The following is a 13,764-nucleotide window of genomic DNA, read 5'->3' as shown; positions in this document are numbered from 1 at the left end:
TGATTTCATGAATTTGAATGTGGGGTTGGTTGGCCACGGCCGATGGGGAAAGCGCCACCTTGAGACCTTAATTCAACTCAAAAAAGAAGGTCGCATCCAGCACATCTCAATATGCGACCTCGACCCCGACCGACTCGTCAACCTGTCGAAACAGGTCGATTCGACCTTCACCAATCTTGACCGCATGCTTGACGCCGGCGTGGTGAATTGCATTGCTGTTGTCACGCCACCCAACTCCCATCTTGAACTTGCTTCGAGAGCAGTTGAAAGGAACATCCCAGTGCTGATTGAAAAGCCGTTGAGTGACCGCTTGGAACAGGAGCCTGAATTCCTCAATTCTTTAAATCGGGGCGACACGCTCGTCACGGGGTTCCTTCTTCGTCATCATGAAGGAGTTGAGGCCATGAAACAACAACTGGCCGAAGGAGCCATTGGAACGTTGCTCGGGCTCCATTATCGCCGCAGGACAGAACGAGGGCGCCCCGAAGGCGCAGAAGCGATGAAAACACTGGCAATTCACGGGTTTGACCTTTCACTTTTCTTTGGATTGAAGGAAATGGCGAAGACGCCCCCCGGTCTCTTTGAACATGAACCTGAACGAATGCTTCTTGATGCAAATGGAGCGGGGCAGAAACGGCTCCTCATCGATGTATCCTGGAATGCAGCCACCGAACTTCGCGAACTGACTCTAATCGGGCAAAAGGGCAACCTCAACTTAACGTTCGGAGCAACGCCTGAGATGCATCTGAACCGCTCGGGTGTGCGGGAAACGGTTCAACTTACCAACACACACTCTCCTCTGTACAACGAATGGGTCTTCTTCCTCAAGCATGTGAAATCGAGAACTCCAACCATTTACCCACCGATCAAAGACCTTCGCACTCTCAACCAATGGTTCCAAGATTTAGAGCGGTATTGAATCGCCTCAAAACCATACAAGGTGTTGCGAGTATTCAAGAATCAACAGCACTTCCCCGTCTTCATGGGACTTGCTTTCTCAACCGTCCAACGCATGTTTGCCGCAACTTTGGTTGCTTCCCTGGGTGTTTGGTATCTCGAAGGAACCGTCACTGCAGGCATGCAGGCACTCATCGCCCTTTCGGCCCTCACCGGACTGATTTGGGGGCTTTCGGAGCGCGAAGTGATGACTTCAACCCTTCACCTGCAAGGTAACGGCCCGTGGCAGATGCTCGCCGTTGTCGCCAGCATCATCATCTTCGCACAGGTTTCAGTTTCGATGTGGGCCTTTCCAACCGTCGGCGCCTATGTTTTGTCGCTCGTTTTCGTTGGCTCATTTTGGCTTACGGGTTTTATGATCCAACCAAACGGCAACTGAGGAAGTTGTTTTCCGAATAGACGAATCGTTCGGTCTTCCATGCGAAGTGTCAAAGGCAGAAGCCGACGGCCTAAACACGAGTACTATGGCTACATTCGGCGACCACCCAGCATTACCTGACGCCCTTGAGGCCCTTCTGGAGGACGACGTTCACACGGTTTTCCTCAAAGCAGAATGCCCACCGCGAGTGAAACGAGGGACAATTGGACAACTCAAACTTGTCGAAGTTGAAGACAGTGGAACGGATTGGGATACGCTACGTGTAGAAGCACTCAGCGACGAATTAGCCGAATTGGTTGAAGATAACCGACACCGCAGCGATTGTTTTCTAGAAATTGACCGTAAAGGCTGCAAAGTTATCCAACTCGGGGATCTACGTATTGCATGTGCTTGGCCACCCTTTTCAGACGCACGAGAAATTACCGTGGTTCGGCCGGTTGCAAAATTAAGTATTTCCGATTACGATCTCGATGATCGCCTTATCACTCGTTTGAGCAACCATCACCGAGGCGTGTTCATTTGTGGGCGTCCAGGATCCGGAAAAACGACGCTCGCGCAAGCGATTGCCGAATATCTTGACACCGATGTCGGCGCATTGGTCAAAACGATGGAGGCCCCAAGAGACTTGCAGCTCGCTGACCGCATTACACAATATGCGCCACTGGAAGGCGACCTGGAAAAAACAGCAGAGATTCTCTTCCTTGTCAGGCCTGACTTTGTTATCTTTGACGAAGTACGCCGGGCGCGCGATTTCGAGATTTTCTCCGACGTCCGTCTTGCAGGGGTTGGATTGTTGGGGGTGACCCACGCCAATTCAGCATTGGAAGCCATTCAACGCCTGATTGGAAAAGTTGAATTGGGGCTCGTTAGCCAGGTGCTTGATACCATTATCCATGTCGAGGCGGGAGCAATTCAACAAGTCCTTGAACTGCGAATGACGGTCAAACCTCCAACAGGAATGCAGGAAGAACTTGCTCGCCCGGTCATCGAGGTTATCGAATTCCCAAGCGGAAAAATCACGCATGAAATGTTTGCTTTTGGCTCTGAAATTGCCGTCGTTCCGATCGATGGAACAAAGAAGGACATGTCGCCCCTGAAAGCGCTCGCGAAGGAACAGATTGCCTCACACATACGCCAATGGGTTGGCGTAGATTGTCAAGTTCAATTCAGCAGTGAAAGTGCCGCAACGGTCTATGCGCCGCAAAACATGATCGCAACGCTTGTTGGCCGAGGTGGAGAGAATGTCAAACAACTCCAAGATGAACTCGGAGGAATCCGACTCAGCATTGAATCGTTTGATGAAATGCCCGAATCGCTCGAACGACCCAACGCCTTTCGGTCTGACAAGCGGGGGAGGGGAAAGGGCAATTCCACTTGGGACAATTCCCGCAGAAAAGGTGGGAATAAGGGCAAGAAACCTCGTCGTTAACGAACACGGTGAAAAGAGGCCACTTCGGGGGCGTTCGAGAAAAATATCGGGACCACCTTTATGAGTGAATAAGCGGGGCTTACGGGATAGAGGATTGGTCATGTCCGTTGAAGAAACATCAAGAGAAAGCAACGAAAGTGGGGCCATTGCCTTCCTTCTTCAAAATCGCTCATGGATGAACGGAGCCTCCATTGTTCTGGTTCTATACGCTGTTTGGGCCGTCATCGAAGTCCTAACAAACACCTATTTCACGGGAATGCAAATCCCGCCGGTCACAGGGACTGAAACCAACATTGACCCTACCGACACACAACGAAACAACAGCGGCTGGGTTATGGCTTCTGGTGCTGTTTGCGGTCTGGTTGGACTTGCAGTTCAATACGTCTACAAGGGCGCCCCACACGTTGATTCATCAATGGCTGCTACCGCTGCCATGATTCTTGACCAAGCAACAGCAGGGCGTGTCGATGAAGCAGAATTGATTTCAAGGGCAGAAGAAGCCGCTACCGTCGCAGCAACTGAGGTTGCTAAGGAAACAGCCGAAGACACTGTCATTGAGATGCTGGATCCCGACGCCGATATGGACGAAGATTCCGAAGATTCCGAGGCGGAAGAATCCGTTGAAGAAGAAGCTGAGGCAGAAGCCGAAGTGGAAGAAACAGTCGAAGCTGAAGCAGAAGTAGCTGAAGCGGAAGAAGAAGAAACCGTCGAAGAAGGGGTCGAAGAGGCTCCCGAAGAAGACATGAAGAAATTTTGAGGTGAAGAAAAATGTGGGAACATCGTAGCGTATCAGATAAAACATTCAAATTAACACAACGCATCTTACCGAGTGAGACATACGTCAAACTCATGGATGAAGTTGAAGCCGTGGTTGCAGATGCCGAAAAGCACAAATTCGACGACGCAACCTTCATGACATACATTCCCCGAAAGGGTCCCTGGGAAGAAATTCCTGCTTCGGATCACAGCCGAGCAGATGCACGAACCCGTTACATCGGACCAGCATCGGCCAAACTCCTGAACACCAACATCGTTCTTGGTTCTTCTTGGATTGACTCAGACCGTTTCAAATTCGAGCGACGAATTGAGAACATCTCTGATTACCTCAAGCAAAAGACCGTTATCAACGCCAACATGTGGACTCCAAAACAATTGTTCACGACTCAGACCTTCTTCTTTTGCTCAACAGGCGACGAAGAGCGAATGGGCGGGGCGATTCTTGAAGGCGATACACTCAATGAGAACCACCTGCTTCTCGGAGCAAAAGACGGCAAGGACTTCGCTGAATGGGAAGTTATTCTTTGGGGGCTTGGACACCGCGGTGTTGTGCCCGACTCAGACCCTCTGGACCGAGTCTATTACCCATCATTGATGCACCGTAACGTGTCATTCAACAACCGTGTGGGATGGATCCGATATTCACCTGCTGGATTTGGAAAGGACGCATCGGGTTACCTGATGACCCGACCTAACACTTGGATTTGGCCTGCCGTTAACGGAAACCGTGAAACAGCAACAGCCTTCAACCTCCTTGTCAATCTTCCAGACCGCCGTTCTTCGTTTGGTGAAGAAGGAATTTCGGACGTTTACCTGACCACAGGAAAAACTTCCCTTTACACCATGATGGGAATGATGCAATCTTCAACCGTACGCCAAGCATTTGGTGCGGGTTCAGAAATGGTTCCATTGGAATTCCATTGCATCGAACCTGGACTTGACGAGTGGATTGGAAACTCCAGCGACGAAGACAAGTACAGCCGACTGTTTGAGGTCTGCGCAACCCTTGGATACATTTTGACCGACCCCCAAGTCGGAACACTTGGAGGGGCCGCTAAGCGCCGTCGCCTCATCATGTACCCAAGCGACCAGGGCAATCTTTTGACCTGTGCTAACGCCAGCCAAGTTGCTGACCATGCCCTCAAGTCCAACTACGGCTCAACCGTGTTCACCAAACTCGACCAAGCTGATTTCATGAACCGCGTGACTCGACGTTTCAAGGCCTATGCAGACCTCGTTGCCGCTTCAGATGTTGCAAAAGGCTCCCGCTGGATCAGCCAGGCAGAAGTTGATGGCGAGAAGATGATTGGTCCAAACGTCCACTCCATTCTTTCCGTTCGCGGATATGATATTCTGAACATGCAAGAATACCTTGACACCTTCAATGACGTTTCTGCAGCACCAGAACGCTTGATGCGCCGCATCATCCAATCCGTTGCTACCAACGCCTTGAAGACGGTATACCCGGTTGACCAACTTGGTGAATCTGCAGGACCTGCACCGTTTGAACACATCTTCAATTCGTCCGATGATAATCCGTTGGTCTACTACACCGATGTTCGCTTTTTGGTTCCAACATCCATCGACAAACTTCGCTTCCAGACAGCTTCTCGTGGAGCAGACCGTGGACGCATGCGTGAGGCCTACGCCGCACTTACCAACGCCGACCCAATGACGAGCCTCTCGATTCAAGACCTCTGTCTACCGTTCCTCGCCGACCTCGGTGAAGATACATGGCAGACCGGTACCGGAATCAACGAAAATGAAATCATCGTCGAGGTCACCATGGCGGTCAATCCGGCTCGTGTTTGGCGAGCATACCTTGACCCAACCATCAAGGAAGTTTTCGACATGCCAAAGGGCGACAAGGGCACAGCCGCACAACTATGGGGCGACGTGTTCATGACCAACGATGTTCTTCATGACAAGATGGTGAAGGACGGCAACGAACACTACCTCAAATTGTTGAAGATGGCCTACCATTGGTCCCACAACGAGTCACAAAAGGCTCACAAACTTGGCAAGCATGCAAAGAAAGCACCTGCTAAGAAAGCGCCTGCTAAGAAAAAGTGATTCAAGGGATAAAGGGTTCAAGAAGTTGAGCCTCCAGGGTTGTTCTAATGGCTCAAGCAAACAATGACGGCAGTGGGCGCGCGCCGGTTACAATTGTACGGCCAACCACTACCGTAACAAGCGGTGTTGGCGTCACCCAGAAACTCGTTACAGCCGCCGTAGCCTTTGGTGATTTAATGCGGGGAACCTTTGGCCCCCAAGGCTTGGACAAGATGCTCTACAAAACCAACGGAACGACAGCGGTAACCAATGATGGCGCTAAAATCGTAGCAGAATTGCTCGTGAAACACCCTGCGGCAAAGGCCTTCGTTCAACTCGCTGAAGCACAAGAGCATGCATGCGGGGACGGAGTAACTGGCTGCATGATCTTCGCAAGTGAACTCATGAGAGAAGCCGGACGACTGCTTGGTCGGGGCTTGCATCCACTGATTCTGAACGACGGTTACATCAAAGCTGCAGCAGTGACGCGTCAATCCATAGAATCAAGCTCAACGCAATGGGACAAGTCTCGTGAACAACTCGTTCACGTGGCCAAGACATCAATGAATGGAACGGCCGCAGACATTGCCGGCTCGTTCCTCGCTGAATTGGTTGTGGACGGATTGCAAACGGTATCGCGAAGTGATGATGGAGTCAATTACGAAGACATTCGAATGTCAAAAAGAACACAGGGTAATCTACAGAATTCGCGTCTTCTGGACGGTTTAATTCTGGACACAGCCTTGATTCTAGACCGCTTACCTCGTCGCTTAGGTGCCGGGAAATTGGTTGCTCTTACGTGTCCTCTCGATTATGAAACATCTTCGAGAGATGCCGATATTGAGGTTGAAACGGCCGATGAATGGATGGCTTTTGTTGATGCTAAGGATGCGATTTTGAAAAAGAAAGTCAAACAAATATTGGATACTGGTGCCACTGCTATTTTTTCTGCTGAAACCATTGAACCCAGCATCTTCCACATGCTAACCGATGCTGGTTGTTTCGTCCTAGGCGGACTTGAACGAGCAGGCATTGAAGACATTGCCAAAGCATCAGGGGCTTCAATGTGCGACCATCTTGACGACCTTTCGGCATCATTCCTTGGTAACTTTGACCACCTCACAATTGAAACCAGCGAAAGTTTGGACGGACGCAGAGAACGACTTTGCATGAGATTTGGAGATTCTGCTGGACTTGCTACTATTGACGTAGGAGGCGGCGATGGCGTGGCTGCGGATGAAGTGATTCGCGGCTTGTACGACGCACTTCGTTCGACCGCTCAAGTGATGGAAACCCATTCACTTGTACGCGGAGGCGGGAGTGCAGAGATGGCTGCTGCCCTTGCGGTTAAGGAGGCGGCTGAACAAGAATCAGGCCGTCAAAGATTGGCCATGGAAGCCTTTGCACGAGCGCTTGAATCGATTCCTTCAACACTTGCTACCAATGCGGGTGTTGACCAATTGGACACGCTCCTCGCGCTTCGTTCTGCACACCGTAACGGAAACAACCAAGCAGGAATCGGCCCCTCCGGCTCCGTTGAGGTGGTTGAACATGCATGGGCGCCAACCGAGACACTTCTGCATGGAATTGAAGCCGCCACAGAAACCGCCTGCGGGTTGCTGCGAGTCGATCAAGTCATTTCGGCCCGTGGAGATTAACCTCTAAATGAGCCAATATGGCTGTGCGCTATCTTCAAGACCATTGGACGGGGCCAATACGATAACGGGACTCCTGCATGAACGGTAAAGAATCATCCCGACCCCGTGCATTACTGAGCGTTTGGGACAAGACAGGAATCGTTGAATTTGCTGCAGGTTTAGCAGAGTTAGGTTTTGAATTGGTTTCCACTGGGGGAACAGCAAGGTTGCTCCGGGAGTCAGGACTCAATGTTCTTCATGTTTCTGATTTAACCAACCATCCTGAAATTTTTGACGGGAGGGTCAAGTCACTTCATCCAGCCATCCACGGGCCGCTTCTTGCACGCCTTCACAAAGAAGACGACCGAGCAGAACTGGACCGACTTGGATATTCGCCCATTCGCCTGGTTGCATGCAACCTTTACCCCTTCTCAACCGCTGCCGCTCAAGAACCTCCTATGGATGACAACCCCTTGCTGGAAATGATTGACATTGGCGGACCAACGATGGTCCGTGCTTCGGCAAAAAACCACCAACACGTTCTCATCGCAACCAATCCAAAGCGATACAACGATCTTCTCAAAGCGATTCGAGCAGTTGAAGATGTCACTGAAGTTGACATGAGCCTGCGCCAAGAACTTGCCCTTGAGGCCTTTCAACACACTGCTGCATACGATTCCGCAATCGCCAACGAACTTCATCTACGCTTCATCGGCGACCCAGCTGCTTTCTCTGATGTCAACGAACAAAGCGAACGACTTCCCTCGACGATGCTCTCATCCGCCCACATCATGCACACCCTAAGATACGGAGAAAACGCTCATCAGGCCGCTGGTTTGTACGTTGACCCACTGAATGCTGGTCAACACTCAACGTTGGTGACAGCATTGGTTGAAGGCGGTAAAGCAATGTCCTACAACAACTATTCAGATGCTGATGCAACCTTGCGTCTTTGCCGTTCACTTTCTACAGACGAATGGCCACAAACGCCTCATGCATGTGTTATTGTCAAGCACAACAACCCATGTGGCGCATCACTGGCTGCAACCCAAAAGGAAGCGTTTGACATGGCTTTGGCGAGCGACCCAGAGTCAGCGTTTGGCTCCATTATTTGCTTCAATGAACCAGTCGAGGCTGAAACGGCGGCTTCAATTGGAAATCTCTTTGTCGAAGTCCTCATGGCTCCAGCGTTTTCACCCGAGGCAAAATCTCTTCTGATGGAAAAGAAAAACCGTCGCTTGCTCACCATTGAATCCCCTCAAGACCGTTTGGCTCCTTTGGAACGAATCCTTGTTCGTAAACCCGTCGAAGGGGGAATGCTGGTCCAAACCGAAGAACCACCCATCATCGATTGGGCAGAGGCAAAAACCGTCACAGAGCGAGAACCCACTCAGGCGCAAATCGATAGCATGAAATTCGCCGTACGCGTATGTGAGCAAGTGAAGTCAAATGCGATTGTCATGGTACAAGGTACAGCGACAGTTGGAATAGGGCCAGGGCAAACCAGCAGGGTTGAAGCCGTGCGAATCGCCGCACGACGTGCTGGCGACAAAGCCAAAGACTGTGTCCTCGCATCCGATGCATTTTTTCCATTCAAAGACGGCCTTGAGCAAGCTGCAGAAGCAGGCGCTGCCGTCGTAGTTCAACCGGGAGGTTCAATCCGTGACCAAGAAGTCATTGATGAAGCCAATACCCGCAACATAGCAATGATATTCACAGGACATCGCCTTTTCAGGCATTGACAATTGTGGAGCGGTGAATTATTTTGGGACATCTAAACGACGTAGGAATGACATATTTTGAACACCTTTTGAGAGCGTTTCGCTTATCATTCAGATTTGGCTTGAGCTCAATACAATTGATCATTCACGGAATTTTTCCGATGTTGTTCATCGATGCAGGCAAGAAAGCTGCAGAAGTGTATGATTCCTTCCAAGTAGAGTAATCACGCAGTTGTGGGCACACGCCATCCAACCCACCATATCCCGAGCACCGCAATAATGGAAATGGTGACTTGGCCAAATCCGGGATCTCCTGCTTTTGTGACAAGCCAAATGGAAGAAGCAGAAACAAACCCGATTAATCCACAAATCACAATCTTTGAATGGAAGGGAAGGGCCTTTCCAGATCTGTAATACCCCAATAAAGGGCCCCCAAAGTACCGATTGGTAATGAGCCAGTGAAACAACTTCTGGGATGAACGCCCGTAGCAATAAGCAGCAGCTACCAGCCATGATGTTGTTGGAAATCCAGGGAGGAATATGCCAATTCCAGCAAATGCAACAAACAAACTACCGACGGTGATCCAAACACCACGGATAAATGCGTTCGCACTCGGTTTATGTTCAGCTAGCACCAATGCAACAACTTCAGCGTCTTCCAAGAGGGCGTATTTTGAGGCGATTTCCTGTGAAGCCTGGGCTCTCACAAAAGACTTCGTAGCGATTTCAGTCACGGGACCCCTCAATCCTTGCGGCACGCTGAGCCTTCAAAAACCCCTCCGATATGAACGAAGTAATCAAATGAAGGTGAGTTTTGGGAAAATCATGACAGGAACGCCAATTGGCGGAAGAGTGGCGACAGTTGCGAATCCGCTTCGTTGTGCGGTTTTGATTTCCGGGTCGGGTTCGGGAATGCAAGCACTGGTCAAAGCCCAACAACACCACGGCCTTTCCCACACCACCTCCGTCGTCATTTCCAACCGGTCGGAAGCAGGAGGAGTTCAACTTGCCGAGGAACTCGGGGTGGAGGTCAAACTTGTCTTGCCTCCAAAAGGGACCGAGAATACAAGGGCTGCCCATGAAGATTTGATCATGGAGATTCTTGAGCAGTATGACATTGAATTCGTGGTTCTTTCCGGCTATATGCGCCTTCTATCCCCCCATCTCCTCGAGTCATGGCGAGGGCGAGTCGTCAACATTCATCCTTCTTATCTTCCTCATTTTCCCGGCGCTCACGCCCATAGAGATGTCCTTGTTTCTGGGGCTAAGTTAACCGGTTGTACCGTTCACATGGTGGACGAAGGGATGGACAGCGGGACTATCCTTGCTCAGGAGATCGTTCCAGTGCTCAGCGGGGACGACGAGGTTTCATTGAGCAACCGAGTCAAGGTTGAGGAGCATCGGCTCTATCCTCGGGTGCTGAGTTGGATTGCCCAAGGCTTTGTTACCATGAAATCCGGGAAAGTTCATCTCGATGTTCCTCAAGTTCTTCATAACGATTGAAATTGGTGAAACATTGCCCAATATCTTTCGTGTCAATGGTCGGTAAGGATTCGGTCATGCTACGCATTGAATCCATCCTCACGGGTAGAGCAAAGGATTGTGGGATGTACGAGAACAAAGGTTGCCTTCGCCCGTTCGCATCGACAGGGACTCCTCCAAGTTGTGCTCGTTCCAAGAAGGCCATGCATGCTTTTTCCTCAAAGAGGAATGCATCACAGGGTACCAATAAGACGTTGCCATCAATCCGGTTTAGAGCCCATTCAACAACCTGATGAACACCGTTACAATGCGACGGGTCAGCCCATGTTTCACCTTCAAAAAAACCGACTCGCCCCCCGTCTCCACAAAGCACAATAACGCGATGAGCTCCACAACGTAACAAGACGTCTTTTAGTCGGGCAACCCCTCCATACATCAACGCCTTATCCCGTCCCATTCGCTGACTTTCTCCGCCTGCTAACAGTAGTACAGTGAACGACATGAGGGCTCCTCAGTGCATGCCGTCAAGACGGTTTAATGCCTCTTCTAATTCTTCAAGCAAGCCTCGAACGCGGTCAAGAAGCGCCTTTCTTTCTCGACTCGAACGAGCTTCTGGTAGCCATTCGAGAAGACGGCGTACATCACGCGCATCTCGATCAACAGTCCATCGTAAAACACTCTCAAGAACAGGGTCTTCCGCTGGAAGGAACCGTTCCGTCATGGTCGATACACTCTGCAAGATGTCCATCAATGCTCCGATACGAGAAGGCGTTCCCTAATTCGTTCGAACAGTTCTCCACCTTTCGGAGCGGTTGATGCGAGATGACGGGATGCAGCGGTTTGCACCTTTCTTAGAGATAAAAACAGAACACAATATTGGTGCCAGTGAGGGCTTTGTTCACTTGCCGCAACCAACCACTCATCGCTCGGAGAAGAGTGGCCGCCACGAACGATTTCTTCTGCAACTTCAAGCACTGCTGATAGCGGCTCTTTCGTTTGTAGAAGGTGAATAAACGCCATCCAGGGATCTTGAGCAAGGTCTTCTAACGATAAATTTGCAAGAAACAAACCCGCCATGGAAACATCTTCTCGCCCGTGCCGTTTCCAAAGCGACGGGATCAGCTTTGCTAGTTTTCGTTGGTTGGGGGAGTGGGTTAGCATCCAAGAACTAATTTGGCGCAAATCCGGCAAAGGACTTCCCATATGGAACGAAAAAGTTCCATCTTGTGTTGTGATATCGGTTCTCGGTTTGTTCGCAAAATTACCAACGCAAATCCCGTAGGATTGTTTGAGAAACTTCATCATCTTGCGTTTGGACTTTAACAATGAAGTTGGTTGAGATTCCAACCAGTCGTCAAGATGAGGATTCAACGGGTTTCACCCTCATTGATTCGTTTTCGAAACGTATCAAAGAGGTCCCCCACCATACCGACCGAATCCCGCAAGGTATTCATCAAGGTGTCAATGACGGCAGCATCTTCATATTTTTCTTTGACCATTTCACGCAACTCAGCCTCAATTTCTCGATGCTGTTCATCGTCAATATCAAATTGTGAGCGAAGATGAGCAAGGACACGAAATTCATCCCGTGAAAGCGAGGCGTTAACGATAGCGACTTCAAACACCTTTGTGTAAATCAAGCGCATATTTTCGGGCGAAACCGAATCTCCAGGCCGAGAATCACGATCGGTTTGAATGGCTTCGTAAATGTAGGCGGGCTCGTCGGGGGTTAATCCCAAAACGTTGGCGAGTTTGATGATGAGGCGCTTCTCTTCCCGAGTAAGAACGCCATCGATGAGCATGACCTCAACGGTGGAACGGAAAACATCCAAACTCCCGAGTTCCGGCGATGACACATGTTCATCCAATACCTTCATCCACTTGAAGAATCCGTTTCAAAAAAACGTAATGTGAAGGTTTCGTTTGTGGAGAGGATTCAAAAGGGGTCGGCTCCTGGGATATCTGTTCACATTCACTTCATCCTTCCGAGGATGGTTGCAAATGACAGCGCCAAGCAGTCTGTTTGGCGCTGATTATGCAAAGTTCATGTGTTCGTAAGAAAGAGGAATTCTCATGGGAAGAAACAACACTAACAACCGCTCTGGCGGTGGAAACTCAAAAGGCAAGGCTATGAAATATCAAATTCGAGCCGATATTAAAGTGAACGGAACGGTCCAACGCAAGGACATCATCGGGGCCATTATGGGTCAAACCGAAGGGCTTCTTGGCGATGAACTTGAACTTCGAAAACTCCAACGGACCGCTCGTATCGGACACGTTGATGTTGAAATGGAAACAAAGAACGGAAAAGTGCATGGAACAATCACCATTCCAAGCAGCATGGACAACGTTGAAACGGCTATCATTGGTAGTGCGTTAGAAACAATTGACCGTATTGGACCGTGCAACTCAATCATCAAAGTTGTTGAAATCAGCGATATTCGTGCAACGAAGCGAACCGCTGTTGTTGACCGAGCAAAGGAATTACTCCTTTCCCTCGTCAACTCAGGAGAAGCCGCCTCAAAGACTGTGATTGAAGAAGTTCGCTCCGTTCTCACGACCGGAACTGCAACATCATTCCACGGACTAACCTGTGGGCCCAATGTCGAATCATCAACCTCCCTAATTATCGTGGAAGGCCGAAACGATGTTCGGAACTTGTTGAACTGCGGCTTGAAGAACGCCATCAGTGCCGACGGATCCGGTAACATCAAGCAAGAATTGATTGACCTGGCAAACAGCAAGGAAAGCGTCACAGTCGCCATTGATGGTGACCGGGGCGGTGAAATGCTATTCCTACAACTTTACGACACGATGAAGGTTGACCATGTTGCTCAAGCACCTGTTGGCCAAGAATGGGAATTGCTCCCTCAAAAGACGGTTACCATGCGCCTCCAAAAGAAGGTTGACGCTGTCAAATTCAAGCACCAAATCGACAACAAGGAAGCCAAAGACAACGAAAAGTTCGGCGGCGAAAAGGACAAAGACTGGGACAAAGATATGGACGAAGAATTCAGTGTTGAAGAAGTTGAACCCGCTCCAGCAGACATTCAAGAGTTGTTTGACATGGCTGAGGACATCGGCAAGAACAAGGCCGTTATCCGGTTTGCTGACGGCACATATTCCGAACAAATCGGTCCCTCAAAGCTTGAAGCAGCAATGAGCGAATCCGAGGAAGCAGAGGCTGTTATCTTCAATGGGCCAGTGACTGGAAAGGTACTTGATTACATCAATCAATCAACCGCATCCACATTGATTGGAACCAAAGAAGGCAAGGATTTCAAGGCTCCAGAAGGCGTCAAGATTTGGCTTTCTGAAGTTCACCGCTGA

General features: G+C 50.0%; 14 protein-coding genes. 9 read left to right on the top strand and 5 right to left on the bottom strand.

Translation table 11 applies throughout. The annotated features are described in order from the left end of the window. The first annotated feature begins 7 nt into the window (after positions 1-7). The 7 genes from AAA857_RS03535 (at position 8) to purH (ending at position 8,973) form a co-directional block, all read left to right on the top strand. The gene (locus AAA857_RS03535) at positions 8-919 is read left to right on the top strand and encodes a Gfo/Idh/MocA family oxidoreductase (protein WP_338173178.1); all 912 of its coding nucleotides are present in this window, start codon (positions 8-10) and stop codon (positions 917-919) included. Between the two features lie 63 nt (positions 920-982). Further along, a complete protein-coding gene (locus AAA857_RS03530) occupies positions 983-1,336 on the top strand; it encodes a hypothetical protein (RefSeq protein ID WP_338173176.1) in 354 nt (117 codons plus the stop codon). A 46-nt stretch (positions 1,337-1,382) separates the two neighbouring features. After that, on the top strand, positions 1,383-2,765 hold the full coding sequence (locus AAA857_RS03525; RefSeq protein ID WP_338173174.1) for an ATPase, T2SS/T4P/T4SS family: 1,383 nt from the start codon (positions 1,383-1,385) through the stop codon (positions 2,763-2,765). A 100-nt stretch (positions 2,766-2,865) separates the two neighbouring features. Next, entirely contained in the window at positions 2,866-3,522 is a 657-nt protein-coding gene (locus AAA857_RS03520) for a hypothetical protein (protein ID WP_338173173.1), read from the top strand. An 11-nt stretch (positions 3,523-3,533) separates the two neighbouring features. Next, complete coding sequence (locus AAA857_RS03515) at positions 3,534-5,615, top strand: hypothetical protein (protein ID WP_338173171.1); 2,082 nt, start codon at positions 3,534-3,536, stop codon at positions 5,613-5,615. A gap of 47 nt (positions 5,616-5,662) precedes the next feature. Further along, on the top strand, positions 5,663-7,252 hold the full coding sequence (locus AAA857_RS03510) for a TCP-1/cpn60 chaperonin family protein (RefSeq protein ID WP_338173169.1): 1,590 nt from the start codon (positions 5,663-5,665) through the stop codon (positions 7,250-7,252). Positions 7,253-7,329: 77 nt separating this feature from the next. Then, positions 7,330-8,973, top strand: a complete 1,644-nt coding sequence (gene purH, locus AAA857_RS03505) for a bifunctional phosphoribosylaminoimidazolecarboxamide formyltransferase/IMP cyclohydrolase (protein WP_338173167.1) — start codon at positions 7,330-7,332, stop codon at positions 8,971-8,973. Between the two features lie 203 nt (positions 8,974-9,176). Here the strand turns inward: purH and AAA857_RS03500 are convergent, their stop codons facing one another. Further along, positions 9,177-9,710: a YbaN family protein gene (locus AAA857_RS03500; protein WP_338173165.1), complete on the bottom strand. Its 534-nt coding sequence runs from the start codon at positions 9,708-9,710 to the stop codon at positions 9,177-9,179. A gap of 67 nt (positions 9,711-9,777) precedes the next feature. Here AAA857_RS03500 and purN point away from each other — a divergent pair, with 67 nt between their 5' ends. Next, positions 9,778-10,455 carry a phosphoribosylglycinamide formyltransferase gene (gene purN / locus AAA857_RS03495; protein ID WP_338173162.1) on the top strand — a complete coding sequence of 226 codons (678 nt, stop codon included), beginning with the start codon at positions 9,778-9,780 and terminating at the stop codon, positions 10,453-10,455. Here purN and AAA857_RS03490 read toward each other — a convergent pair. From AAA857_RS03490 to AAA857_RS03475, 4 genes are all read right to left on the bottom strand, one after another. Continuing rightward, a complete protein-coding gene (locus AAA857_RS03490; protein WP_338173160.1) occupies positions 10,397-10,936 on the bottom strand; it encodes an NTP transferase domain-containing protein in 540 nt (179 codons plus the stop codon). The two genes, purN and AAA857_RS03490, sit on opposite strands and share 59 nt — an antisense overlap. Positions 10,937-10,945: 9 nt before the next feature. Continuing rightward, complete coding sequence (locus tag AAA857_RS03485) at positions 10,946-11,155, bottom strand: hypothetical protein (RefSeq protein WP_338173158.1); 210 nt, start codon at positions 11,153-11,155, stop codon at positions 10,946-10,948. 26 nt (positions 11,156-11,181) lie between these two features. Further along, positions 11,182-11,511, bottom strand: coding sequence for a hypothetical protein (locus AAA857_RS03480; protein WP_338173156.1), 330 nt, complete (start codon positions 11,509-11,511; stop codon positions 11,182-11,184). A gap of 290 nt (positions 11,512-11,801) precedes the next feature. Continuing rightward, entirely contained in the window at positions 11,802-12,290 is a 489-nt protein-coding gene (locus AAA857_RS03475; RefSeq protein ID WP_338173154.1) for a hypothetical protein, read from the bottom strand. Between the two features lie 217 nt (positions 12,291-12,507). Here AAA857_RS03475 and dnaG point away from each other — a divergent pair, with 217 nt between their 5' ends. Next, positions 12,508-13,764: a DNA primase DnaG gene (gene dnaG / locus AAA857_RS03470; RefSeq protein ID WP_338173152.1), complete on the top strand. Its 1,257-nt coding sequence runs from the start codon at positions 12,508-12,510 to the stop codon at positions 13,762-13,764.

Source organism: Candidatus Poseidonia alphae (assembly GCF_943787815.1).
GTDB classification, from domain to species: Archaea; Thermoplasmatota; Poseidoniia; order Poseidoniales; family Poseidoniaceae; genus Poseidonia; species Poseidonia alphae.
This window is presented reverse-complemented; position numbering and strand designations above follow the sequence as displayed.